Here is a 24132-nt window from a genome sequence, read left to right as displayed (position 1 = left end):
GGGCGGGGACCGGCCGGCGGCGCCGGGTCTAGAGCCGCTCCACCACCGGGCCGGCGCAGCGGTTGCGGGCGTCGAAGACGTAGCGGGCGTGCCGCGTGACGAGGTCGTAGTCGAAGACGTCGTGGTCGGTCACCACGACGACCCCGTCCGCCGCCCGGATTTCCCGTTCGGTCAGGTCCACCACGGTCACGCCGGCGGGAACGTGATGCGGTTCGGCGTGCGGCTCCACCGCGCGCACGTCCGCGCCGAGCCGCTGCAGCCGCTGCGCCACGTCGACGGCGGGGGAGTCGCGCATGTCGCCGGTGTTCTTCTTGTACGCGAGCCCGAGCAGCAGCAGCCGGGCCCCGGTGACCGCCCGGCCGGTCCGGTTCAGCCCGGCCATCACCCGCTGCGTCACGTGCTCGGGCATCTCGTGGTTGACGTCGTTGGCCAGTTCGATGAACCGGAACTGCCGGCCCAACCGCCGCTTGACCTGCCAGGACAGGTAGCACGGGTCGATCGGGAGGCAGTGCCCCCCGACGCCGGGGCCGGGCCGGAACGGCAGGAAACCGAACGGCTTGCTCTCCGCCGCGTCGATCGCCTGCCAGACGTCGATGTCCAGGTGGTGGGAGAGCATGGTCAGCTCGTTGATCAGCGCGATGTTGACCTGGCGGAAGGTGTTCTCGATGAGCTTGGTCAGCTCGGCCACCCGGGTCGAGTCCACCGGCACCGTGCGCTCCACGAGGCGCCGGTAGAACGCGTCGACCCGGGCCAGCGACGCGGCGTCCACACCGGAGACCACCTTCGGGGTGTTCTCCAGCCGCCAGGTCGGGTTGCCCGGGTCGATCCGTTCCGGGCTGTAGCCCAGGTGGAAGTCGCCCGGGCTGCTCAGCCCGCTCGCCGCCTCCAGCAGCGGCCGCAGCAGCTCCTCGGTCGTCCCCGGATAGGTGGTGGACTCGAGGATGACCGCGCAGCCCGGCCGCACGTACGGGCCGATGGCGTGGCCGGCCTGCTCCACGAAGCTCAGATCGGGTGTGCCGTCGCGCAGTGGCGTGGGCACGGTGATCACGCAGATGTCGAAGCCCGCGGCGTCGGTGTACTCCGTGGTGGGCAGGTACCGCCCGCTGCCCAACGCCCGGCCCAGCCGGTCGGCGGGGATGTCCTCCACGAAGGACTCGCCCGAGGCGAGCCGCTTCACCCGGTCGGCGTCGACGTCCAGGCCCACCACGTCGAGCCCGGCCTCCACGGCGCGCATGGCCAGTGGCAGTCCGACGTATCCCTGGCCGATCACGACCAACTTCTCAGCGCTCACCCGGGCTCCCGCGACAGACGGTGGAATCGACCTGGTTGGAGCCTAGAGCGCCGTCTGGGGCCGTACGTCCGTTTTGGGGATATCGGGGCTGGTGAGGTCTGTCGGCGATCCGGCAGGCCGCCAGCCGTCACCTTTCCGGGGTTGGAACGTCACCCGCCGGTGGCCGGTGGCCGGTGGCCGGTGGCCGGTGGCCGGTGGCCGGTGGCCCCGGGGATCAGTTGGCCGTCGTGCCGCCGCCCTGGCTCTCCGTGGGAGTCGGCGGCGCCGGCGGATCGGTGGTCGGGGTCGCCGAGGTCGGGGCGGGGTCGGTCGGCGACGGCTCGGTGGTCGTCGGGGCCGGCGACTCCGGGCTCGCCGAGTCGCTCGGCTGGGCGCTCGGGGTGACGCTGGCCGAGGTCGACGCGCTCGGTCGCGACGAGGTCGGCCGGTTCGGCCGCCCCGGGTCGGTGGTGATCTCCTCGTTGGCGGCCGGCAGGTCCACGTCGGCGGTCGGGGTCGCGGCCGGGGGAGTGGTGTTGAGGTTCACCGCCGGCGCGTCCGCGTTCTTGGCCGCGCCGAGCGCGGCCACCAGCCCGGTCAGCGCCACCAGCACGGCCGCGCCAGCACCCAGCAGGGCACGCCGACCGCGCCGCCGGCCCGACTGCTGACTGGCGGCGAGCACGGCGTCGGGCCGGAGGTCGGTCTGGGTGTCCGGACCGGCGCCGCGCAGCGGGGTCGCCGGGACCATCGCTGTCGGCGGGGCGCCGCCGGTCACCGCGGTACGGGCCGCCTCGGCCATGGCGGCGCCGCTGCTGAACCGCTCGGCCGGGTCCTTGGCCAGGGCGCGCGACACCAGGGCGCGGACCGCCTCGGGAATGTCGTGCGGCAGCTCCGGCGGCTCGTCGTCGAGGTGGCGGACGGCGACCTGGAGCGGATTGTCCCCGGTGAACGGGGGCCCGCCAGTCAGGCAGCAGTACGCGACCGCACCGAGGGCGTAGATGTCGGTGGCCCCGCTGACGGGACGCCCGGCCGCCTGCTCGGGAGCCATGTAGAGCGCGGTTCCGGGCACCGCGTTGGTGCTGGTGATGCTGGTCACGTTGGTCGACCGGGCCACCCCGAAGTCGACCAGGACGACGGAGCCGTCCTCCTGGACCAGCAGGTTGCTCGGCTTGACGTCGCGGTGCACGATGCCGCCGCGGTGCGCGGCGTGCAGCGCCTGCGCGGCCTGCGCGACGATCGACATCGTCTCGGCGACCTCGAGCCGTCCGGCGGCTTCGATCCGCTTCGACAGCGGCTCGCCGTCGACGAACTCCATGACCAGGTAGTCGGCCCGGTCGCCGTCGGGAAGGTCGTCCTCGCCGCAGTCGAAGACCTGCACGATGCCCGGGTGCCGCAGGGCGGCCATGATCCGAGCCTCGGCCCGGAATCGGGCGATGAAGTCGGGGTCGGAGACCAGCGCGGGCAGCAGGACCTTGACCGCGACCTGCCGGCCGAGGACCAGGTCGGTGCCCCGCCAGACGTCTCCCATGCCGCCGGTGGCGACACGGTCGTCCAGGCGGTAGCGCCCGCTGAGTACGACCTCCGATGACAACACGGGATTACCGTACCCAGAGCGGTGGCGGAGCACGCGTCGCGCTACGCCGGACCCGTGTCGCCGCCCCCGCCGTCCGTAGCCGGGCGCCGCGCCGTGCCCGCCGCCGTCGATGACGGAGTGGCAGCACGAGATGACGCATCGTGACGGCCGCTCTCGTAGGCTGGCCCGGTCGTCGCTCGTCACGTCGCCCGTGGTCACCCAGCGTCCGCGGGCCCGTTCGCGTTACAGCGACGCGCCGAAGATCCGGCTTGGTAATTGTCACTCTTTCGCGATGCGCCGCCGACTTGTCGGTGCCGGGGTCCGCCCCTAGCGTTAGCCCGACTCGGGCCCGCTCCACGGCGCCGGCACGGCGTCCCCGCCGCACGTCGTGGCGAGTGTCCAGTGCCGCCCGGGCCACCGCGGCCGCGGGCGCGACCAGGTCAGCGGGGGGCTGAGGGAGTGCGGAAACAGGTCCGGCCGACGGACCGGACTTGCATCGCGCGCGCCGCCGACGGCGTGCGCTGCCCCAGTCTGACCGGGAAACGGGAACGGCATGGCCGCTGAGCTGGGCGAGGCGGTCGACGCGGCCCGGGCCGGTGACGAGGACGCGTTCCGCCTCCTCTACCGGACTTTCCACCCGGGCCTGCTGCGATACCTGACCGCACTGGTCGGCGCCGACGCCGAGGACGTGGCCTCGGAGACCTGGCTCCAGATCTCGCGGGACCTGCCCCGCTTCACCGGCGGCGAGTTCCGCGCCTGGACGGTCACCATCGCCCGCAACCGGGCCATGGACCACCTGCGGCGGCAACGGCGCCGCCCGTCGCTGCCGGTGCCGGTGCAGGCGCTCAGCGAACTGGCCGGCGACGCCGACACCGCCGAGCGGGCCGGGGAGACGATCGGCACCGAGGCGGCGCTCGCGCTGATCGCCACGCTGCCGCCCCGGGAGGCGGAGGCGGTGCTGCTCCGGGCGGTCGTCGGCCTCGACGCGGAAACCGCGGGACGGGTGCTGGGCCGTCGGGCGGGCGCGGTGCGTACCGCCGCCCACCGAGGGCTGCGGCGGCTCGCCGCGCTGATGGAGCGATCCGAGCCGGGGCAATCGCCGGCCGTGCCCGAGAGCACCGTGGCGCCGCATCCCCGTGGTGGGGAACGCCGGCAGTCGCCGCGTGCGGAACCGGCAGATGGTTGACGTGAGGGGATTCAGGATGAGTGCCGGTCGCCCCGAGCGGCCCGTGGACCGCGCGGAGTCGGATCGACTCCTCGACGCGGCACGCGGGGCCGCGCCCGCGGACCCCGCGCCGACCAACCCGCTCGCGGCCCAGGACACCCCGCCGGCCGACCCACCCGCCGACCCGGACCCCGCGCCGACCAGCCCAGCCGCGGCCCGGGACACCCGGTCGGTCGACCCGCTCGCGAGACTGCTCGCCGCCGCGGCCGCGCCGGCGCGCCCTCACGAACTCGCCGGGGAGGACGCCGCGGTGGCGGCCTTCCGGGCGGCCCGCGCCGCCCCGGCCCTGGCCCCGGCCCGCGCCCCACGCCGCCGCCGCGTCACCGTCGGTGTGCTCGCCTGGGTGGCCGGCGTCGCGGCCACCGCGACCGCCGGCGTCGCGTTCGCCGCGGTCACCCTCGACGTCCCGTGGGACCCGACCCCGCCGCACGGCCCGCCGACGTCCGCTCCGGCCACCGGGGTTCCGGACGGCTCCTCAACGGGCACCGGCCCGCGCACGGATGGACCGGGCGGATCGCCGACGGCGCCCGGCCCGGGCAGCGCCAGCCCCAGCAGGACCCTGGAGCAGAACGGTCCGCTGACCGGGCACTGCCGGGCGTACCTGGCCAAGAAGCCGGCGCAACGGGCGAAGGCGTTGGAGACGTCCGGGTTCCAACCGCTGGTCGTCGCGGCGGGCGGCGCCGGGCAGGTCGAGGCGTACTGCCGGCAGTTGCTCCCCGACGACCCGTCCGGCGATGAGGACGACACCGACAGCGGTAAGGACAAGGACGAGGACAAGGACAAGGCCGACAAGGAGAACGACAAGGCCGACAAGGAGAAGGACAAAGACAAGGACAAGGACGAGGCGAACGGGGCCGACGGCGGGAACGTCGCAGGTAACAGGTAACCGGACGGCCGCCCGGCGCGAATCCCCGCCGGCGGTAAGACCGTCGCGGGAGCCGCGACAGACACCCTGGCCAGGTTCGGCGCGGAGAGGGCGCCAGCGACCGGACGGCCGGAAACCCGAGCCGAACTCGTCGGTGAAGTCCAGGTCCGGCCCGGCCGCTGCCAGCCGGTCCACCCCATCCAACGGCTGACCGCCACCCGCGCCGATCCTCTGCGCCGACGAGTCTGCGCCGACGAGGCCCTGCCGACGAGCCCGCGCCGACGAGGCCGTGCCGACGAGCCCCGCGCCGTCGAGCCCCGCGCCGTCGAGCCCCGCGCCGTCGAGCCCCGTGCCGACGAGCCCGTGCCGGCGGTCCGCGCCCGCGGGTCCGCGCCGAGCAGCCCACGCCGACGGCAGGCGGCGCCCGTCCGCGTTGCCCGGTCGCGGCGCCTTGATCCACTCCGTGTCGCCGATCTGGCGGTGTCCCGGCCTGGCGGATACCGCCAGATCGGCGACACGGTGTCGATCGTGACGGGAACCTCGAGTTGATCACCCTGCGCGGGCTGCCGCTCATGGTCGCGAAGGCTCGACCGCCGGGCGCCGTGGCGCAGGACTGGCCGCGACCACCGGCGACCTGCGTGCCGACCGGCCGCCGCGGATCCGTGGCCGCGTAAGTGGTCGCCGAGCCCGGCCCGGGTGCGGGTCGGAAGAGCCGCGGCCGGGTGGAGGCGTCGGATCGGGCGCGGCCGTTCCGCCCGGGCGCGCGAAATTCGTCTGCTAGACAGAGGATGGAGGGGCCCCGGACGCCGGCCGGGACTGTCGGTGGGCGGCGTTACGGTGGCACAGTGTCCGGAAACCGGGCACGGGGAGGGGGCCATCCGGTGGTGACGTCACCCGAGCTGGAGCACGGCGCGATCCTGCGCGAGTCCGCGACCGCGGCCGGCCACCTCGCCCGGATCTGCTTCAAGACCGGCCCTCCGACATACACCGGCGTCGAACTGGAATGGACCGTGCACGACGCCGCCGATCCCGCCCGACCGGTCGATCCCGGGCGGCTCCGGGCGGCGCTGGGGCGGCACAGCCCCGCCACCCTGACCGACACGAGCCCCGCCGATCCACTGCGGCACGGCGGCGCGGTGACCCTCGAACCGGGCGGTCAGGTCGAGATCTCCACCCCGCCACGGCCCTCGGTCGCCGCGCTCATCCGCGCCACCGAGGCCGACATCGCCGAGCTCACCGGCCTGCTGCGCGCCGCCGGGCTGACGCTCGGCGGCACCGGCATCGATCCCCACCGCGAGCCGCGGCCGATACTGCAGACGCCGCGCTACCGCGCCATGCGCCGGGTCTTCGACCGGCGCAACCCCGCCGGGCGGACAATGATGTACTCCACCGCCGGGTTGCAGGTCTGCCTCGACGCGGGCGAGCCGTCGCAGCTTCCGCTGCGCTGGGCGGTCGCGCACACCGTCGGGCCCCCGCTGCTCGCCGCGTTCGCCACCGCGGACCGGCACGCCGGGCGGGCCACCGGCTGGGCGTCCGCGCGGATGGCGGCCTGGTTGGCCATTGACCCGGCCCGGACCGGCCCGGTCTGGTCGCCGCAGCGGCCCGACGACGACCCGGCCGCCTCCTGGATCCGGTACGTGCTCGCCGCGCCGCTGCTCTGCCTGCGCGGCCAGGGGCCGGACTGGACGCCCCCGACCGGGGTCACCTTCGCCGACTGGCTGGCGGGGGCGCTGCCCCGACCCCCGACCACCGAGGACCTCGACTACCACGTCAGCACCCTCTTTCCGCCGGTGCGGCCGCGTGGCTACCTGGAGCTGCGCTACCTGGACGCGCAGCCCGGCCGAGGTTGGCTCATCCCGCTGGCGGTGCTCGCCGCCCTGTTCGCCGAGCCGGCGACCCTGCACGCCGCGTACGTCGTCAGCGCACCGGTGGCGCACCGCTGGCACGCCGCGGCCCGGCGGGGGCTCGCCGACCCGACGCTCGCCGCCGCCGCGGCGCAGCTGTTCGACCTGGCGCTCGCGGCCCTGCCGCGGCTCGACCTGCCACCCGACCTGTACGAAGAGATTCACCGAGGCGTACGGCGGCGACGCACCGCCGCGGAGAGGGGAGACCGGTGACCGACACGACCGAGGGGCTCGGCGCGGAGCGGCTGCGCGACCGGATCGCCGCCGAGCTGGACCGGACCCGGGCCCGCACCGCCCTGCTGACCGACGTGGTCGACGAGGCCGAACTGGTGCGGCAGCACTCGCCGCTGATGTCGCCGCTGGTCTGGGATCTGGCCCATGTCGGCAACCAGGAGGAGCTCTGGCTGGTGCGGGACGTGGGCGGCCGGGACCCGGTCCGGCGGGACATCGACGACCTGTACGACGCCTTCAAGCAACCGCGCAAGGATCGCCCGGCCCTTCCGCTGCTGCCGCCCGGCGAGGCCCGCGCCTACGTGAGCACCGTCCGCGCCAAGGTGTACGACCTGCTGGACGTCATCCGGTTCACCGACCGGCCGCTGGTCACCGACGGGTTCGCCTTCGGGATGGTCGTGCAGCACGAGCAGCAGCACGACGAGACGATGCTGGCCACCCACCAACTGCGCTCCGGGCCGGCCGTGCTGCACGCCCCGCCGCCACCCGAGCCGCGGGCCACGGTCGGCGGGGAGGTGCTGGTCCCGGCCGGCCCGTTCACCATGGGCACCGACACCGACCCGTGGGCGCTGGACAACGAGCGGCCGGCGCACCGCGTCGACCTGCCCGCGTACGTCATCGACGCGGCGCCGGTGACCAACGGGCAGTTCCGGCGGTTCATCGCGGACGGCGGCTACGACGATCCGCGCTGGTGGAGCACGGCCGGCTGGGCCCACCGGATCGAGGCGGACCTGACCGCGCCGATGCACTGGCGGCGCGACGGCGACGGCTGGGCCTACCGGCGGTTCGGCCGGTGGTCCGCGGTCCGCGACGACGAGCCGGTGGTGCACGTCGGCTGGTACGAGGCGCAGGCGTACGCGACCTGGGCCGGCAAGCGGCTGCCGACCGAGGCGGAGTGGGAGAAGGCCGCCCGGTGGGACCCGGCGACCGGGCGGTCCCGCCGCTACCCGTGGGGCGACGACGACCCGACCGCCGCGCACGCCAACCTCGACCAGCGCCACCTGTGGCCCGCGCCGGTCGGCGCGTACCCGGACGGGGCGTCCCCGCTCGGGGTGCACCAGCTGATGGGTGACGTCTGGGAGTGGACGTCCACCGCTTTCCGCGGCCATCCGGGCTTCACCGCGTTCCCCTACCGGGAGTACTCCGAGGTGTTCTTCGGCGACGACTACCGGGTGCTGCGCGGCGGGTCGTTCGGCACCGACCGGGCCGCCTGCCGGGGCACGTTCCGCAACTGGGACTATCCGATCCGCCGGCAGATCTTCAGCGGCTTCCGCTGCGCCCGCGACGCCCGGCCCGAGGAGTCCCAGCCGTGACGGTGGTCCGCCGCGGCCGGTCGGCGGCCCGCGGCGGTGCCGGCTGATGTGCCGCCACCTGGCCTACCTGGGGCCTCCGGTCACCCTGTCGGAGCTGCTTTTCGATCCGCCCTACTCGCTGGTCCGGCAGTCCTGGGCGCCGCGCGACATGCGCGGCGGCGGCACCATCAACGCCGACGGCTTCGGGATCGGCTGGTATCCCGGCGACGGGGAACCGGTGCGCTACCGGCGGGCCCAGCCGATCTGGAGCGATCCGACCATCGCCCAGCTGGCCGCCGTCACGTCGGCGGGTGCGGTGCTCGCCGCCGTCCGCTCCGCCACGGTCGGCATGTCGGTGCTCGACAACGCCGCGGCGCCGTTCGCGGAGGGGCGTTGGCTGTTCAGCCACAACGGCGTGATCCGTGGCTGGCCGGACGCGGTGGTGCCGCTCGCCGCCGAGCTGCCGGTGCGTGACCTGCTGACGCTCGACGCGGCCACCGATTCGGCGCTGCTCTGGGCGCTGGTCCGGCACCGGCTGCGGGCCGGCGCCGGACCCGTCGAGGCGGTGGCCGCGACGGTGGCCGCGGTGGCCGCGGCTGCGCCCGGATCTCGGCTCAACGTGCTGCTCACCGACGGCCGCACCGCGGTCGCGAGCGTGCTCGGGCACGCGTTGTCGGTCCGGGAGACCCCCGGCGCGGTGCTGCTCGCCTCCGAGCCGCACGACGACGACCCCGGCTGGCAGGCGGTGCCGGACGGGCAGCTGGTGACCGCCACGGCCGGCCAGGTGCGGCTGCGCCCGCTCGGGCGGGAGTGAGCACCGCGCCGCGGTGCCGAGCACGGTCCATCCGACGAGAAGGGAAGTACCTGATGAGCGCCGAGCCACTGGAGATCCACCTCGAGGAGCAGGACCTGGCCCGCGGGTTGCGCGACGACGTCCGGGCCGGGCTGACGGCCGAGCCGAAGTGGTTGCCTCCCAAGTGGTTCTACGACGCCCGCGGCAGCGAGCTGTTCGAGGAGATCACCCGGCTGCCCGAGTACTACCCGACCCGGGCCGAGCGCGCCGTGCTGGCCGAGCGGGCGCCGGCCGTCGCCGAGCTGACCCGTGCCAAGACCCTCATCGAGCTGGGCTCGGGCTCCTCGGAGAAGACCCGGCTGCTGCTGGACGCGTTCACCCGCCGCGGCGGGCTCGGCACCTTCGTCCCGCTCGACGTGTCGGCCAGTGCGCTGCGCGCGTCCACCGCGGAGATCGCCGCCGACTATCCCGGGCTGCGGGTCCGAGGGATCGTCGGCGACTTCACCCGGCACCTCGACCGGCTGCCCACCGGCGGGCGGCGACTGGTGCTGTTCCTCGGCGGCACCATCGGCAACCTGCTGCCCGGCGAGCGGGCGGAGTTCCTGGCCGGGATGCGGGCCGCGCTGGAGTCCGGCGACTGGCTGTTGATCGGCACCGACCTCGTCAAGGATCCGTCGGTGATCGTGCCCGCGTACGACGACGCGGCCGGCGTGACCGCCGAGTTCAACCGCAACATGCTCCGGGTGGTCAACCGGGAGCTCGGGGCGGACTTCGACCCGGCGGGGTTCACGCACGTGGCGTGGTGGGACGCGGAGCGCGAGTGGATCGAGATGCGGCTGCGGGCCGATCGGCCGATGCCGGTGCGGGTGCCCGACATCGAACTCGACGTGTTCTTCGCGGAGGGAGAGGAGCTACGCACCGAGGTGTCGGCCAAGTTCCGCCCGGAGGGCATCGCCGCCGAGCTGGCGGCCGCCGGCTTCACCGTGTCGGACTTCTGGACCGATCCCGACGGGCTGTTCGGCGTCACACTGGCCCGCGCCGCCTGACGCCCGCCGGGCCGGCGCGGCCGCGTCCGCCGCGCCGTCCCGGCGGACGCGCGGCCGCCTGCGGGTGAACCTCTTCACCCGCGCGGACCCGAGCCCGCGATGATCGGATAGGCTCTCCCACGCGAAGGGGAGTAGCCCCCAATGTCGTGGTCGACACACTGGCGCGTCAAGCGCCCGGCCACGCGGCCCCGGTCACCGGGGCGGGCGAGACCTTCGACTCAGGCTGTCACAGCCGGGTCGAGGGCGCCCCTGTACCTCCTCCCGGCATGATCGGGAAGGGTGTCATGGAGGGATTTCTCGTCGCGCTGGTGATCAGCTTCGGCGTCATCTTCGTCGCCGAGCTGGGTGACAAGAGCCAGCTGATGGCGCTGGCCTTCGCCACGCGATACAGACCGGTGCCGGTCCTGATCGGCATCACCGTCGCCACCGCCGTGGTGCACCTCGCGTCGGTGGCCATCGGTGCCGGTCTGGGCGCGGTGCTGCCGACCGAGTGGATCTCGCTGGCCGCCGGGCTCGCGTTCCTCGGCTTCGCCGCCTGGACCCTGCGCGGCGACACCCTCACCGAGGAGGAGCGGCGCAAGGCCGAGAAGGCCAGCAAGTCGGCGATCTTCACCGTCGGCATCGCGTTCTTCCTCGCCGAGCTGGGCGACAAGACGATGCTCGCCACCATCACCCTGGCCACCCAGTACGGCTGGTTCGGCACCTGGCTCGGTTCGACCGTTGGCATGGTCGCCGCCGACGCGCTCGCCATCCTGGTCGGCCGGCTGCTCGGTCGCCGGCTGCCGGAGAAGTTCATCAAGTACGGTGCCGCGGTCCTCTTCGCGATCTCCGGCCTCTGGCTGATCCTCGAGGCTGTCGTCGAGCTGACCTGAGCGTCGACTACCGCACCCAGGGCCGGGTAACGGCCCTGGGTGGACGTCGACGAGGTCCTGCGCCAGGGCGACCAGGTGCTGGTCGCCGTGGTCGAGGTGGCCGGCGCGCTGATCATCTTCGCCGGCGCGGTCTGGGCGGCGGTGCGGTTCCTGGTCGAGGGGCTGCGACACCGCACCGCCGCCGTCTTCACGCCGATCCGGCTCAGCCTGGGCCGGTTCCTCACCCTCGGCCTGGAGTTCCAGCTCGCGGCGGACATCCTGCGTACCGCGGTGTCCCCGACGTTCGACCAGATCGGGCAGCTGGCCGCGATCGCCACCATCCGGACGGCGCTGAACTACTTCCTCGGTCGCGAGATCGGACAGGAGCAGCGGCAGGTCGGCGAGGAGGCGCGCCGGTCATGATCGGTGCTCTGGTCTCCACGGTTACCGCGCTGGCCCTGCTCGTCGGCGTGGCGGTGCTCGTCACCACCGGCCGCGGGCGGCTCGCCGTCCGGGTGCTGCTCGACCTGCTGATCGCCGCCGGCCTGCTCCGGCTGGCCGCCCACCGGGGCTGGACGGACCTGCTGGGCGCCGGCGCGATCGTCGCCCTGCGCCAGCTGATCTGGGCCTCCCTGGCCCGGCGTCCCGGTTCGCCGCGACAATCCGCGCGACGCTGCGGAGAAGAGGATCACCACCTACCGTTGGCGGTAGGCGAAGCGGGAGAAAACGGGAGGATGTCCACATGAGCAAGCACGACGAGCCCAACGAGTACGGCTTCGCCGGTGACCCGACCGCGCCCGAGCCGCCGCCGAAGGGGCAGGTCGACGAGCAGGACCGGGTCGAGGAGGTCGCGGTGCCGGGCGACGACATCACCGAGTCGGTCAGCGAGGCGCTCTACGAGGAGACCGACGACGAGCACGCGGCGGACCGCCGCCACTGACCGTGCCGGCGACGCGGCGCGCGGCGTCTCCCGGGAGCGTGCGGCGGCGCGGTGGGCGTTTCTCGGGAGCGTGCCGGCGGCGCGGTGGGCGTCTCTCGGGAGCGTGTGCCGGCGACGCGGTGCGCGGAGTCTCGCGTGTGCGGGCCGGCGCGTGCGGGTGTTCCGCAAGCGTCCCGGCGACCGGCGACCGGCGTGTGGCGTCTCCGGCCTCGGCCGGCCGCTGGTAGATGTCCGGGACGCCGCCGCGATCGGATCGCGCAGATCCCCGGCGAGGAACCCACGCTTGAGCTCCAGCCCCACCACGAAGAAGGGGACGGCCGGCAACCCGTCGGCGGCCCGGGCGGCGCGGTCGACGTCGCGGTGCCACCGCGCGCCGCCGGGCTACGGCACCCACCCGCTCAGCCGCACGTAGGACTCCGTCCACGGCGAGTTCGCGTGGGCCAGCGCGACCACGGCGCCGACCAGGAGCAGCGCGCCTCCGACGGCCTCGGTGCGGAGGACATTGGCCCGGAACCGGGCCTCGGGCCAGGACGTACGCGCGAAGATCCCGGGCGAACCGGCCTGGCGACCCCGGCGGTCGGCGCGGTCCCACAGGCCGACCGGAACGTCGCAGTTTTCCCGCCGGTACGCCCGATGCCGAATGGCTCTTTGCCGGGTTGGTAATTCGAGCGCATCGTTCACCGTCGAAAACGCATAACTCCGGACATAAGTCCTATGAACCGCTTTAATGGTTTCACGAGTTAAAGACGACCTTGGGGGTTTTTCGTGAAGTTCTTTGGGGTTTCCGGCCTGGCACGGAGGCGCGGCTGATGGACCTGCTCCGCCAACTCCGCCACGTGCGCCGGCACTGGTGGGTCGTGCTGGTCACCGTCATGGTGGCCCTCGGTGTCAGCGCGCTCCTCACCGTCCGGGCCCAACCCCGGTACGTCGCCTCGGTCACCTTCTTCGTCACCACACCGAACCAGGGCGTCAGCGACGCGTACCAGGGCGGCCTCTTCCTCCAGCAGCGCGTGAAGTCGTACGCCGACCTGCTGACCAGCGACCGCCTCGCGCAGAGCGTGGTCGCCGAGAACCCGGTCGGACTGACCGCCGACGAGGTGCAGCGCCGGGTCAGCACGTCCACCGAGGCGGGCACCGTCCTGCTGCGCGCGTCGGTGACGGACACGGACCAGAACCGGGCGCTGAAGGTGACCGAGACGCTGTCCGCGAAGTTCGTCGAACTCGTGCAGAAGATCGAGACGCCGCCGGAGGGGAAGGCGCCGCTCAAGATCGAGGTGGTGAGCGGGCCACGGGTCAGCTCCCAGCCGGTGTCACCCCAGCCGGTGCGCAACCTCGCGCTCGGCGGGCTGCTCGGCCTCGTGATCGGCGCCGGGCTGGCCATCCTGCGTGGTGTGGCCGATGTGCGGCTGCGTGACGCGGCCGGCCTCCAACGCGCCACCGGGAGCCCACTGCTCGGCGAGATCCCGTTCGAGGGCAGCGCGAAGTCCGCGCCGCTGATCGTCGGTGACGCGGCAACCTCGTCCCGCGCGGAGGCGGTTCGAAAGCTGCGTACCAACCTGCGCTTCGTCGACGTGCACGAACCCGCCCGGGTCATCGCGGTGACGAGCGCGCTGCAGGGGGAGGGCAAGACCACGCTCTCCTGCAACCTCGCCATCGCACTGGCGGAGGCGGGCTGGCGGGTTCTGCTGGTCGACGCCGACCTGCGCCGGCCCAAGGTCGACGACTACCTGGGCATCGACGCCGGTGTCGGCCTGACCGACGTGCTGGTCGGCGACGTGCAGGTCGGCGACGTGGTGCAGCGCTGGGGCGACAAGTCGCTGCTGGTGCTGCCCAGCGGTTCGGCCCCGCCCAATCCGAGCGAGTTGCTGGGCTCGAAGGCGATGGCGGATCTGCTGCTGGCCCTGCGGGAGTCCGCGGACATCGTGATCATCGACACCGCGCCGCTGCTCGCGGTGACCGACGGTGTCGTGGTGGCGGTCCAGGCGGACGGCGCGCTGCTCGTCAGCCAGCAGGGCCGCACCTCGCGGACCCAGGTCGCCGCGGCCGCCCGCTCGCTGCACGCGGTGTCGGTGCGCCTGCTCGGCTGTGTGCTGAACATGGCCAAGATGCCCAAGGCCGAGGCCTACCAGTACGAGGCCTACCGGGTGGTCGCTCCGGTGGAGAGCCCCGCCGCGCAGACCGAGCGGGAGCCCACCGCCCGGCACGCCGAGGGCACCGGGGTGAACGGCGTCAGCGACCGTACGCAGGAACTCACCCGGCTGCCCCGATGAGCGCCGCGAGGGGTCGTATGGACCGTTCGATCTCCTCGGCGCAGCGTCGGAAGTCGGCGGTCGTGCCGCCGATCGGGTCCCGCAGGTCGTCCGCGCCGGGGGTGGCGGGTTGCAGCCGCCCCCGGGCGCGGGCGGCGGCCTCGACCGCGGCGCGCAGCGGATCGCCGGCCAGGTCCTCCGGCGGCTCCGCCGCGGCGGCCAGCCGGCCGAACTGGCGCAGGGTGAACGTCCGGTGCAGCACGGCCGGCGCCAGCGCGGTGCACACCGACCGCTGGCGTCGGGTCGCGGTCAGCACCAGCGTGGCCCCGGCCAGATGCTCCGGTCGCAGCCGACGGCTGCGGAAGTCGGTCGGGTCGTCGCCGGCCTCCGCCGCGAGGTCCGCCGCATACGGATGCATCGGCAGCCCTTCGACCGCGTCGGTCCCCACGCTCGCCACGGCCACCGTTCCTCCGGCCAGCAGCCGGCGGGCCAGGTACTCGGCCATCGGTGACCGGCACAGGTTGGCGTGGCAGACGAACAGCACCCGGTCGGCCATCTGGATCCCTCTCGTCGGTGCGGTCGCGGGCAGGCTCGCCGCGACGGCGGGGCGCCGGCGGTCGCGGCCGGACGCGGAGGGGTTGTCCGCATCGTACGCGGGCCCGCCGTCCGCGGGTCCTCCTGCCGCGCCGGTGCCGGCGATCCGGACGGTGGTGAGCACCGGATGAAGATCGGCATTCTGTCGTACCACTTCCCGCCGGAGCCGGCGTTCATCCCCGGCAGCCTGGCCGAGGAACTGGCGGCCCGGGGACACGAGGTCCGGGTGCTCACCGGCTTCCCGGACTATCCGGGCGGGCAGGTCTACCCGGGCTGGCGGCAGCGCTGGCGCTACGAGACGCGCAGCGAGCGGCTGACCGTCCGACGGGTGCCCCGGTACTCCGGTGGCGACGGCTCCACCGGCGCGCGGATGGCCAGTTACCTGTCGTTCGCCGGAAGCGCGGCGGTGGTCGCCCGGCGGTTCCTCGCGGGCGTCGACGCGCTCTACGTCTTCCAGTTGCCGGCGACCACCTTCGCCGCCGCCGCCGTGTTGCGGCTGCTCGGCCGGGTGCCCACCGTCCTGCACGTGCAGGACGTCTGGCCGGAGGACGCGACCGGCGGAGACGGGCGCTGGACCGCCCGCATCACCGCCGCGACGACCCGCACCTACCGGGCCGCCGAGCGGATCGCCGTCGTCGCGCCGTCGATGCGGGACCTGGTGGTGGCCGCGGGTGCGGATCCGGCTCGCGTGTCGGTCGTTCTGAACTGGACCGACGAGCGGATCTTCCACCCGGCGCAGCCGAGCCCGGCCGCGCGTCAACTGGTCCGCCGGGACGGCCGCTGCGTGGTGATGCACGCCGGGACCATGGGGGCCCGGAACGGCCTGGAGACCGCGGTACGCGCGGCGGCAGCGCTCGACCGCACCATGGACCTGGTCCTGGTGGGATCGGGCGCGGACGAGCGGCGGGTGCGGGGGCTCGCCGCCGAGCTGCGGGCCGACAACGTCCGGTTCATCGAGCGGCGCTCGCCGGTGGACATGCCGGACCTCTACGCCGCCGCCGACTACCAGTTGGTGATGCTGCGGGACCTGCCCGAACTGCGCGGGACCGTGCCGGGCAAGCTCCAGGCGGCGCTCTCCTGCGCGGCGCCGGTCGTCGCCTCGGCCGGTGGCGACACCGCCGAGCTGGTGGAGCGTGCGCGGGCCGGGCTCTCCTGCCCGCCCGAGGACTGGGCCAGCCTCGCCGACCGCTTCTGGCTGGCCGCCACCATCCCGCCTCCCGCCCGCACCGACATGGGACGGCGGGGGCGGGAGGCGTACCTGCGCGAGATGTCGCTGCCGGCCGGTGTGGACCGCATCGAGCGGATGCTCTACGACGCCGCGGAGAGCGTCCGGGTCACCCGCTGACCGACCAGCTCCGCCGCTGCCGCCCCGGTGCGGTGGCCGAACGAGCGTGCCCAACCGTGTGAGCGGCCGGGGCAGCTGCCCAGCAGCTGCGCCGGCCGCTCAGTCGTGCGAGAAAAACTCCCGTAACTGCCCAGATCCGCCGTAACGTCACGCTTTTCGGTTTTGGGTGTTAGGAACTAGCGAAGGTATGTGTCCTTCTGTCCGGTTCCACGAACGGGAGTGTGGTGTGACGGAGAGCGTACGACCGGGTCGGCGACGGAGCCGGTCCCGCCGGCGGAGGCGGGCCCGCCTGCGGCGCGCGCTGCTCGCCAGCCTCGTGGTCGGCTCGCTGCTGCTGCTCACCGGCGGCTGGGTCGGATTCCGCGGCTGGCAGGCGCGCGCCCATCTGCTCAACGCCGCCGGCCTGGCCCGGGAGCTCAGCGCTCAGGTGGTCGGTGGCGACACCGATCGGGCCCAGCGCACCCTCGCCGCACTCCAGGAGCAGTCCGGGGCCGCCCGGGCCGCGACGGCCGACCCGGGCTGGTGGGTCGGACGCCGTACCCCCTTCGCCGGCGACAACCTCGGCGCGGTGCGGCAGATCGCGGTGGCCGTCGACGACCTGGCCCGCCGGGCCTTTCCGATCCTGCTCCGCGCCGACCTGGCCAGCCTGGTGCCGACCGGGGGTCAGCTGGACGTGGGCCGGCTCCGCACCGTCTCCGCCGACTTGTCCGCCGTGGACGACGCGGTCCAGCAGACCCGCCGCGACCTCGCCACGGTGTCCGGCGACGGCCTGGTCGGCCAGGTCCGGCAGGCGCTGTCCGACCTGCGCGGCGAGATCGACCGGCTGTCCGCCCTGACCGCGGCGGCCGACCAGGGCGCCCGGCTGCTGCCGCCGCTGCTCGGGGCCGACGGCAAGCGTCGCTATCTGCTGGTCTCGCAGAACCCCGCGGAACTGCGGGCGACCGGCGGCATGTTCGGCGCGTACGCGCTGATCGAGGCCGAGAACGGCCGCGTGCGGATGGGACGGCAGGGGAGCAGCGCCTCGCTCGGCCAGTTCAACCCGCCGTTGCCGTTGACGAAGGAGGTCCGGGCGCTCTGGACCGACCTGCCCGGGATCTACCCGGCCGACGTGAACCTGACCCCGCACTTCCCGACCGCCGCGGCGCTGTACCGAGAGATGTTCCGCCGCAAGACCGGCACGAAGGTCGACGGGGTGCTGGCCGTCGACCCGGTGGTGCTGTCGTACCTGCTCAAGGCCACCGGCCCGGTGCTGGTGCCGGGCGGCGTGCCGCTCGCCAGTGACACGGCGGTGCGGACCCTGCTCAACGAGACCTACCAGCGCCTGGACAACCGGGAGCAGGACACCTTCTTCGCGGCGTCGGCTGCCGCGGTCTTCAACACCCTGTTTACGAAGAATGTGGACTCGAAGGTGTTGTTGTCCGTATTCGACCGTGCTGTCACCGAACGCCGGATATTGTTCTGGAGTGCCCGACCGGAGGAACAACGGATGCTCGGCGACAGCCGGATGTCCGGTGCCCTTCCGGAACAGGACACCGTGCCGACAGTCGGCGTGTTCCTCAACGACGGCAGCGGCGCGAAGCTCGGTTACTACCTGCGGCCGGCGGCGACGCTGACGGTCGGCGAGTGCCGGCCGGACGGCCGCCGCGAGCTCCGGCTGCAGGTGACCCTGCGTTCGACGGCGCCGAAGTCCGGGCTCAGTCAGTCGATCCTCGGCCTCGCCAGGGCGGGCGACCCGTACACCATCCGCACGTTGGTGTCGGTCTTCAGCCCGGCCGGCGGAGCGGTGGTCGACGCCCGGATCGACGGCACCGAGACGGCACTGGGCAGCGGCACCGAACGCCGCCGCCAGGTCGCCACGGCGAACGTCGAGGTCGGCCCCGGCGCCAGCCGGACGTTGGAGATCACCGTCCTGACCGGAAAGAAGACCGGCACAGGACAGGCCGAGCTGTGGCTCACCCCCACGGCCACGCCATGGACCACCCAAGTTGATACCGCACCAAGCTGTGACCAGTAGGAGGGAACCAATCATGCGGCTATCCCGCATCATCATGGCGCTCACGGTCGGCCTGGCCGTGGTGGCCGTGCCGACGGCAGCGGGGGCGGCACAGCCGCAGCCGGCGCCAACCGTCACGGACACGCCACAGCCACCGCCGTACACGCCCGTACTTCCGGTGCTGACCGTCAACCGGCCGACCATCAACCTCGGCGAGACGGTGATTCTCCGTGGCCGGGGCTTCGGGCCCAACGAGACGGTCGACATCGTCGTCTCGGTGGGACCGCTGGCCGCCCCGGCGGCCGGCACCGCCCGCCGCAGCGACGGCAGCACCGTCGCGATGGCGCCGGTGGCCTTCCAGGCAGCCGCGCCGCTGCGCTTCACGGCGCGCACCAACGGCGCCGGCGAGTTCAGCCGCAGCTACAAGCCGTCCGTCACCGGTCTGCTGACCTTCACCGCCACCGGCCGTGAGTCCGGCCGGAGCGCGGAGACCGAACTGCGGGTGCTCGACCGGGCCCAGCCCCCGCCGCTGCCCGTCACGGGTGACAGCCTGGGCACGCCGATGAAGCTCGGTGGCGGCCTGGTCGGTGCGGGCGCGGTGCTGCTGCTCCTGACCCTGGCCTGGCGTCGCCGTCAGCGCCTCGGGATGGGATCCGCGCACTGACGCGGTACCGCTCCGGGCAGTGCCCGGAAGTCCACGGACGGCGCCCGTCGGAGTCACCTCCGACGGGCGCCGTCCTGCGTGTGCGATGGGCGTTTTGGCGGGTGTTCCGGTCCGCTGCCCTGCGCGCTCGATCCCTGCGCTCGGTCCCTGCGCGCTTGGTCCGTGCGCGCTCGGTCCGTGCGCGCTTGGTCCCTGCGCTTGGTCCGTGCGCGCTCGGTCGCTGCGCGCTTGGTCCCTGGGCGCTTGGTCCCTGGGCGCTTGGTCCCTGCACCCTCCGTCCGCCGTCTCACGGACCCGAGGATTGCCGGCGCCCTGACCGTCGGGCTGCCCGCCGCGGCAGCCCCGCGGTTGAGCCACTCCCTCCGATCGTTGATCGACACCATTCAGCCGATATGGCGGTATCCGACTGAGTCGGATACCGCCATATCGGCGAACCTGTGTTGATCACGGCCGGTTCAGAGGTTGATCGACTCGGGTTCCTGATATCGGGCTGTCCCAGCCAAATGGACACCCGATTTCACGGAGCTCGAGTCGATCTGTCCGCATCCGAGAACAGGAGCCGGCCAAGTCGGCGGCGACTGTGGTGGCGCGACGACCTGACGGCGGCGTCCCGGCGCCCTGTCGGGCCGGCGGGGTGATGGGGTTGGTGGGCCGGGTGGCTGGCGGGCGGGCGGGCGAGTCGTTTGTGCTGTCAGCTCTAAAGGACGCGGTCTGGTCTGCCCCGCGTCGGGCCTGCGGCCTCGCGGTTGCCCGTTGAGGTTCGCGGTCTTCTGACGGTGCGGGGGATGAGCGGGGGGTCTGGTGGGCGGATGAGCGGGTGGGGTGCCCGGAGCCGGGTTTGTGCCGTGCCGGGTGGCCCGGCTGTCGGACGCCCAGGCGGGGTGGGTGGGGCGTGCGGTTCGGGCCGGGGCCGTGTGGGGTTGGTGTCCGGTTCCGGCGAGACACGGGGCGGTGGTTTCCGGCCGGCTGGGCCGGTGTGGGTGCTTTGGCGTGTGACCGGGGGCATCCCCGGGCCGGAATCGTGGGCGGCGCCGGGTCGTTGAACATGGGCGACGGCCGAGGTAGCGCGCCGGTCGCCGGCTGACCTGGCCGGGTGACGCGGATGGCCTGGCCCCCGGAATGACGGCGGGCGGCCGGTCGTTGCACAACGGACCCGGCGCGATGGCCGGCCCCGGAATGATGGCGGGTCGCCGGTCGTTGCACACGGACCCGGCGATCGGCCGGCCCCGGAATGATGGTGGGCTGTCGGTCGTTGGATATGGACCCGGCGCGGTGCGGCACCCCCGCCCACCACCCGCCGGCCCCCGGTCACGGTGAGCATCGCTCCCGACCGGAACCCCCGGGCCGCGGACCGTCCCCCGCGTTCGTCGATCCCGGTTTACAGACTTCCCCCTTGCGGACGCCGTGGGCGTGCCGCGTCCCGCATCACCGTCCCCCGTCTGGTGTGCGGGTGTCTCACCCCCGAAGGAGCCTTTGTGATGAACACGATCATGCGCAAGAGTGTTCTGGGTATCGCTGGTGTGGCTTTCGCTGGTGGGATCTTCGCCGGTCCGGTGGCCGCGCACGCCGCCACCCCCACCGTCGATGCCAAGCCCGTCGCGGTCGTGCACGTGGACAAGCCGGGTGTGGACGCGGGCAAGCTGATCCCGCACGGTGTGCAGGGCGCGCAGTCGCGCATCGACCTGAACGACGAGCAGACCGCCAACGTCAAGGCGATCATCGCCGCGACGAAGAAGTCCGGTCTGGACGAGCGGGCCGCGGTGATCTCGATCGCTACCAGCCTGCAGGAGTCGAAGCTGGAGAACCTGGGCCACCTCGGCGACAAGAATGATCATGACTCGCTGGGCCTGTTCCAGCAGCGCCCGAGCTCGGGTTGGGGTAGCCCGGAGCAGATCACCGACCCGATCTACTCCACCCAGGCGTTCCTCAAGGGCCTCAAGCAGGTCGACGGGTGGCACGACATGCCGCTGACCGACGCCGCCCAGACCGTGCAGGTCTCGGCCTACCCCGACGCGTACGCGCAGTGGGAGCAGCAGGCCGCCGACCTCGTCGCCCAGCACTGGAACAGCTGACCCCAGCAGAACAGCAACTACGCCGCTGGCCGGCACCCCTCACCGAGGGGTGCCGGCCAGCAGCATGTCCGGTGACTGCCCGGATCGGGCGTCACACCAGGGGCGTGGTCTCCCGGCGGAGCTTCGCCGACCCGGTGCCGACGGACCAGCCGGCCACCCAGCGGCTGCTGGTCGTGGCCCGGGTGCGGTCGGCCAGGTGGTACCAGTCCATCCGGCAGCGGTCCCGGGTCACCTCGAGGACGCCGTACCCGTGTCCGTCCAACTCGGTCCAGCGAACGTGCGGGTTGGTCGAGCGGACGAGCCCGGCACCCAGCGCGCTGAGCGGGTTGCCGGCGGGCAGGCCGAGGAAGTCGTTCACGTTGTCACTGGTCACCGACGGCACCACGAACTCGGCGGCGGCCGGGTTGTTCTGCCCCGTCGCGCGGGTGGTCACCTCGTTCGCCCAAGACGTGTGGATGTCCCCGGTCAGGAAGACCACGTCCCGCGTGCCGGTCGCCCGGAGGTGGTCGACCAGCTCGTTGCGGTCGGCGTTGTAACCGTCCCACTGGTCGCCGTTGAGCACCACGCCGTTCTGCGGGACGCCGAGCAGCGTGCCGAGCGGGCCGAGCAGCCAGGCCGGCAGCGCCCCGACGTCGATCCGGGCGATCATGACCGGGTTGCCCACCAGCTTCCACTTGGCGGTGGACGCGGCCAGGCCGGCCTTGAGCCAGCCCATCTGCCCGTCACCGGTGATCGTCCGCCCCGGGTCGTCGACGGCGTTGCCGGAGGCCTGCTGCGAGCGGTACGTGCGCAGGTCCAGCATGGACAGCTCGGCGAGCCGGCCGAAGCGCAGCCGCCGGTAGATCGCCCCGTCCTCGCCGGTGCGCACCGGCATCCACTCGAAGTACGCCTGCCGCGCCGCCGCGAGCCGGTCCGCGAAGGGGCCCTCGGTGCCCGGCGTGTGGTTCTCCGCCCCGCCGGACCACTGGTCGTTGGCCACCTCGTGGTCGTCCCAGGTGATCACCCACGGCAGCGCGGCGTGCAGCGCCTGCAGATCGGGATCGGTCTTGTAGAGCGCGTGCCGAATCCGGTAGTCGGCGAGGCTCAGCACCTCGTGCCCGGGCTGCACCGCGCGGACCACCGTGCCGCCGGCGTCGAACTCGCCGCTGCCGTACTCGTAGAGGTAGTCGCCGAGGTGCACCACCAGGTTGAGGTCGCCGCGCTCGGCCAGGTGCCGGTACGCCGCGAAGTATCCCGCCTCCCAGTTGGAGCAGGAGACGACGCCGAGCCGCAGCCGGTCGATGTCGGCCTCCGCCGGGGGAGCGGTCATCGTCCGGCCGGTCGGCGACCAGACGCCCGCGTAGCCGAAGCGGTACCAGTAGGTGGTGGCGCCGGTCAGGCCGGTCGCCGCGACCTTCACGGTGTGGTCCCGGGCCGGACCGGTGCGCAGCGACCCGGACGCCACGACGGCGGCGAAGTCCGGGTCCGTGGACACCTGCCAGGTCACATCCACGTCGGGGCCGGCTCCCGAGCCGGGCTGCGCCTCCTCGGTCGGGGTGAGTCGGGTCCAGAGCAGGATGCCGTCGGGCAGCGGGTCACCGGAGGCGACGCCGTGCCGGAACGCGCCGTCGGCCGCGTGGGCCGGGCCGGCCGCCGCGAGGGTGGCGCCGGCGAGCACCGCGGTGCCGGCGGACGCGCCGGCCACGCGCAGGAGGGTACGACGGTCGAGGGTGTTCGTCATGGCTTCTGTGTCTACCGTCATCGATGCCTCGTGCGCTGCCCCGCACGGCGAGTGTTCGCCGACGCTTCCGCCGCGGTTTCCGGACCGTCAGCAAGAGGGGTAGAGGCGCCGGGTGCCGGCACCGGCGGCGTACGCGGCGCGGTCGCTGAACCGGCAGCCGTAGTCGGGACGGGCGACGGTCGCCCGGTCGGTCACGGTGTCGCCGGCCGGCCGCTTCCCGGTGCGTACCCAGGAGACCAGGTCGTCCCAGGCGGCGCCGGCCTCGGCCGCCGTGAACTCGCAGTGGTCCGCGGCCCGGATCGCCCGCTGTACCAGCAGCCGGTTCCGGCCGTGCCGCGCCACGTCGTCGGCGTACGCCTGCTCCATCGAGAACGGTACGAAGAGGTCGCCGAGGCCGTGCAGGCTGAGCACCGGGGCGGTGGGCCGCCCGGCGACCCGGGGCACTTCGGTCAGCGTCGGGAGCAGCCGTTGCCGCAGGTTCTCCGGCGCGACCCGCGGCACGGTGGCGTTCACGTTGACCGGGCTGTTCGGCGTGTACCGGGTGAACAGGTTGGTGGCGAGCTGGCCCGGCCGCTCGGCGGGGGAGACGCCGCCGGTGCTGGCGCTGATCGCGAAGAGGAAGTCCTTCCAGACCGCGAACGCCGCCGTCGCGCCGGGACGCGGCCCGCCCGAGCGGTTGACGGTGATGTCCCGCAGCTGCTTCCCGCGCTCGTTGGTGGTGTCCGGTCCGGTCGGGGTGAGGCCGGCCAGGCCTAGCGCCACCTGGATCCGCGGGACCGCGTTGGTCAGGTAGTCCGGCGGCGTCGGGTACGCGGGCACCCCGGCGAGCGTCTGGGCGACCAGGTTGTAGTCGAGGAAGAAGTCCAGCAGCGTCTGGTCGCCGAGGACCCCGCACATCGGGAGCGCGCCGTCGTAGTAGCCCGGGTACTGCTCGAGCGAGCGGGCGATGATGTACCCGCCCATCGACACTCCGGTCAGGTACGTCCGGTGGGGACGCTTGACGGTCCGCGCGAAGTGGTCGGCCAGGTCCTTCGTGCCCAGCACACCGGACCGGATGTCGAACCCGTTGCGGTCGTACGACGAGGCGGCCCAGGCGTACCCCTGCTCCAGCAGGCGCTGCCGCAGGCCGTAACCGGGTGTCTCGGTGCGGAGCACCTTCTCCTGACCCCGGTAGCCGTGCGCCCACATCACCAGGTCGCCGTTCCACCGCGCGGGCACCTCGATGAGGTAGCCGGCGTGGCGGTGCACGCCCTGGCGTACCGTCGTGGGCTTACCGCCGATCACGAGCGGGGCCAGCGGCGGGTTCTCGATCGTGTAGCCGGGCAGTGGCCGCGTACCGTCGTGGTCGCGGCCGGCGGTGGCTGGCGCGGAGCCGGCAAGCCCGACCGCGACGGTCAGGGTCGTGGCGACGGCGAGCAGGCGGCGGAGGCTGCGGGCGGACGAGGACAGCATCGTTCTCCCCCTCGGACGGTGTCGCCCACCAGGCGACCAGGCGGGACGGATGC

General features: G+C 73.5%; 20 protein-coding genes and 1 pseudogene. 15 read left to right on the top strand and 6 right to left on the bottom strand.

What is annotated here, in order from left to right; genetic code table 11:
• Positions 1-28: 28 nt before the first annotated feature.
• Together O7603_RS06395 and O7603_RS06390 are read right to left on the bottom strand one after the other, a co-directional pair.
• A complete protein-coding gene (locus O7603_RS06395; protein ID WP_281574749.1) occupies positions 29-1291 on the bottom strand; it encodes a nucleotide sugar dehydrogenase in 1263 nt (420 codons plus the stop codon).
• Between the two features lie 214 nt (positions 1292-1505).
• Positions 1506-2864 (bottom strand): serine/threonine-protein kinase, encoded by a 1359-nt coding sequence (locus tag O7603_RS06390; RefSeq protein WP_281574748.1) that lies wholly within the window; start codon positions 2862-2864, stop codon positions 1506-1508.
• Positions 2865-3396: 532 nt separating this feature from the next.
• On the opposite strand from O7603_RS06390, the gene O7603_RS06385 reads away from it, so the two are divergent.
• The 10 genes from O7603_RS06385 (at position 3397) to O7603_RS06340 (ending at position 11990) form a co-directional block, all read left to right on the top strand.
• Positions 3397-4029 carry an RNA polymerase sigma factor gene (locus O7603_RS06385; RefSeq protein WP_281574747.1) on the top strand — a complete coding sequence of 211 codons (633 nt, stop codon included), beginning with the start codon at positions 3397-3399 and terminating at the stop codon, positions 4027-4029.
• A 16-nt stretch (positions 4030-4045) separates the two neighbouring features.
• A complete protein-coding gene (locus O7603_RS06380) occupies positions 4046-4954 on the top strand; it encodes a hypothetical protein (RefSeq protein ID WP_281574746.1) in 909 nt (302 codons plus the stop codon).
• Between the two features lie 860 nt (positions 4955-5814).
• Positions 5815-7050, top strand: a complete 1236-nt coding sequence (egtA, locus tag O7603_RS06375; protein ID WP_281574745.1) for an ergothioneine biosynthesis glutamate--cysteine ligase EgtA — start codon at positions 5815-5817, stop codon at positions 7048-7050.
• On the top strand, positions 7047-8381 hold the full coding sequence (egtB, locus tag O7603_RS06370; RefSeq protein ID WP_281574744.1) for an ergothioneine biosynthesis protein EgtB: 1335 nt from the start codon (positions 7047-7049) through the stop codon (positions 8379-8381). The genes egtA and egtB overlap by 4 nt, the downstream gene beginning before the upstream one ends.
• A gap of 46 nt (positions 8382-8427) precedes the next feature.
• The gene (egtC, locus tag O7603_RS06365; protein WP_281574743.1) at positions 8428-9174 is read left to right on the top strand and encodes an ergothioneine biosynthesis protein EgtC; all 747 of its coding nucleotides are present in this window, start codon (positions 8428-8430) and stop codon (positions 9172-9174) included.
• A gap of 53 nt (positions 9175-9227) precedes the next feature.
• Positions 9228-10199: an L-histidine N(alpha)-methyltransferase gene (gene egtD, locus O7603_RS06360; RefSeq protein WP_281574742.1), complete on the top strand. Its 972-nt coding sequence runs from the start codon at positions 9228-9230 to the stop codon at positions 10197-10199.
• A gap of 284 nt (positions 10200-10483) precedes the next feature.
• Positions 10484-11071, top strand: a complete 588-nt coding sequence (locus O7603_RS06355; protein ID WP_281574741.1) for a TMEM165/GDT1 family protein — start codon at positions 10484-10486, stop codon at positions 11069-11071.
• A 39-nt stretch (positions 11072-11110) separates the two neighbouring features.
• Entirely contained in the window at positions 11111-11473 is a 363-nt protein-coding gene (locus tag O7603_RS06350; protein ID WP_281574740.1) for a DUF1622 domain-containing protein, read from the top strand.
• Positions 11470-11796, top strand: a complete 327-nt coding sequence (locus tag O7603_RS06345; RefSeq protein ID WP_281574739.1) for a hypothetical protein — start codon at positions 11470-11472, stop codon at positions 11794-11796. The genes O7603_RS06350 and O7603_RS06345 overlap by 4 nt, the downstream gene beginning before the upstream one ends.
• Positions 11793-11990 (top strand): hypothetical protein, encoded by a 198-nt coding sequence (locus O7603_RS06340; RefSeq protein WP_281574738.1) that lies wholly within the window; start codon positions 11793-11795, stop codon positions 11988-11990. The genes O7603_RS06345 and O7603_RS06340 overlap by 4 nt, the downstream gene beginning before the upstream one ends.
• A 237-nt stretch (positions 11991-12227) precedes the next feature.
• Here the strand turns inward: O7603_RS06340 and O7603_RS06335 are convergent.
• Positions 12228-12536 (bottom strand): annotated as a pseudogene (locus O7603_RS06335) (Na+/H+ antiporter NhaA); the annotation flags it as partial.
• A 263-nt stretch (positions 12537-12799) separates the two neighbouring features.
• On the opposite strand from O7603_RS06335, the gene O7603_RS06330 reads away from it, so the two are divergent.
• Entirely contained in the window at positions 12800-14260 is a 1461-nt protein-coding gene (locus O7603_RS06330; protein ID WP_281574737.1) for a polysaccharide biosynthesis tyrosine autokinase, read from the top strand.
• Here O7603_RS06330 and O7603_RS06325 read toward each other — a convergent pair.
• Positions 14241-14957, bottom strand: a complete 717-nt coding sequence (locus O7603_RS06325) for a low molecular weight phosphatase family protein (RefSeq protein WP_281574736.1) — start codon at positions 14955-14957, stop codon at positions 14241-14243. The two genes, O7603_RS06330 and O7603_RS06325, sit on opposite strands and share 20 nt — an antisense overlap.
• A gap of 3 nt (positions 14958-14960) precedes the next feature.
• On the opposite strand from O7603_RS06325, the gene O7603_RS06320 reads away from it, so the two are divergent.
• The 4 genes from O7603_RS06320 to O7603_RS06305 all read left to right on the top strand — a co-directional run bounded on the left by O7603_RS06320 (position 14961) and on the right by O7603_RS06305 (position 20907).
• Positions 14961-16178: a glycosyltransferase family 4 protein gene (locus O7603_RS06320; protein WP_281574735.1), complete on the top strand. Its 1218-nt coding sequence runs from the start codon at positions 14961-14963 to the stop codon at positions 16176-16178.
• 226 nt (positions 16179-16404) lie between these two features.
• Positions 16405-18192 carry a DUF4012 domain-containing protein gene (locus O7603_RS06315; RefSeq protein WP_281574734.1) on the top strand — a complete coding sequence of 596 codons (1788 nt, stop codon included), beginning with the start codon at positions 16405-16407 and terminating at the stop codon, positions 18190-18192.
• Positions 18193-18205: 13 nt separating this feature from the next.
• The gene (locus O7603_RS06310) at positions 18206-18835 is read left to right on the top strand and encodes a hypothetical protein (RefSeq protein WP_281574733.1); all 630 of its coding nucleotides are present in this window, start codon (positions 18206-18208) and stop codon (positions 18833-18835) included.
• A 1478-nt stretch (positions 18836-20313) separates the two neighbouring features.
• A complete protein-coding gene (locus tag O7603_RS06305; protein WP_281574728.1) occupies positions 20314-20907 on the top strand; it encodes a hypothetical protein in 594 nt (197 codons plus the stop codon).
• A gap of 91 nt (positions 20908-20998) precedes the next feature.
• Here O7603_RS06305 and O7603_RS06300 read toward each other — a convergent pair whose 3' ends face one another.
• Positions 20999-22627, bottom strand: coding sequence for an alkaline phosphatase D family protein (locus tag O7603_RS06300; protein WP_281574732.1), 1629 nt, complete (start codon positions 22625-22627; stop codon positions 20999-21001).
• 87 nt (positions 22628-22714) lie between these two features.
• Positions 22715-24079 carry a hypothetical protein gene (locus O7603_RS06295; RefSeq protein ID WP_281574731.1) on the bottom strand — a complete coding sequence of 455 codons (1365 nt, stop codon included), beginning with the start codon at positions 24077-24079 and terminating at the stop codon, positions 22715-22717.
• Positions 24080-24132: the final 53 nt, after the last annotated feature.

Source organism: Micromonospora sp. WMMD812 (assembly GCF_027497215.1).
In the GTDB taxonomy this organism is placed as follows: Bacteria; Actinomycetota; Actinomycetes; order Mycobacteriales; family Micromonosporaceae; genus Micromonospora.
Note: the sequence above shows the minus strand (reverse complement) of the source record. Positions and strands in the feature narration are given on the sequence as shown.

Bases quoted from the DNA above. Each gene is read 5' to 3' on its own strand.
- O7603_RS06385 (WP_281574747.1), top strand. From the start codon at position 3,397: ATGGCCGCTGAGCTGGGCGAGGCGGTCGACGCGGCCCGGGCCGGTGAC.
- O7603_RS06380 (WP_281574746.1), top strand. From the start codon at position 4,046: ATGAGTGCCGGTCGCCCCGAGCGGCCCGTGGACCGCGCGGAGTCGGAT.
- egtC (WP_281574743.1), top strand. From the start codon at position 8,428: ATGTGCCGCCACCTGGCCTACCTGGGGCCTCCGGTCACCCTGTCGGAG.
- egtD (WP_281574742.1), top strand. From the start codon at position 9,228: ATGAGCGCCGAGCCACTGGAGATCCACCTCGAGGAGCAGGACCTGGCC.
- O7603_RS06355 (WP_281574741.1), top strand. From the start codon at position 10,484: ATGGAGGGATTTCTCGTCGCGCTGGTGATCAGCTTCGGCGTCATCTTC.
- O7603_RS06345 (WP_281574739.1), top strand. From the start codon at position 11,470: ATGATCGGTGCTCTGGTCTCCACGGTTACCGCGCTGGCCCTGCTCGTC.
- O7603_RS06340 (WP_281574738.1), top strand. From the start codon at position 11,793: ATGAGCAAGCACGACGAGCCCAACGAGTACGGCTTCGCCGGTGACCCG.
- O7603_RS06330 (WP_281574737.1), top strand. From the start codon at position 12,800: ATGGACCTGCTCCGCCAACTCCGCCACGTGCGCCGGCACTGGTGGGTC.
- O7603_RS06320 (WP_281574735.1), top strand. From the start codon at position 14,961: ATGAAGATCGGCATTCTGTCGTACCACTTCCCGCCGGAGCCGGCGTTC.
- O7603_RS06310 (WP_281574733.1), top strand. From the start codon at position 18,206: ATGCGGCTATCCCGCATCATCATGGCGCTCACGGTCGGCCTGGCCGTG.
- O7603_RS06305 (WP_281574728.1), top strand. From the start codon at position 20,314: ATGAACACGATCATGCGCAAGAGTGTTCTGGGTATCGCTGGTGTGGCT.
- O7603_RS06300 (WP_281574732.1), bottom strand. From the start codon at position 22,627: ATGACGAACACCCTCGACCGTCGTACCCTCCTGCGCGTGGCCGGCGCG.
- O7603_RS06295 (WP_281574731.1), bottom strand. From the start codon at position 24,079: ATGCTGTCCTCGTCCGCCCGCAGCCTCCGCCGCCTGCTCGCCGTCGCC.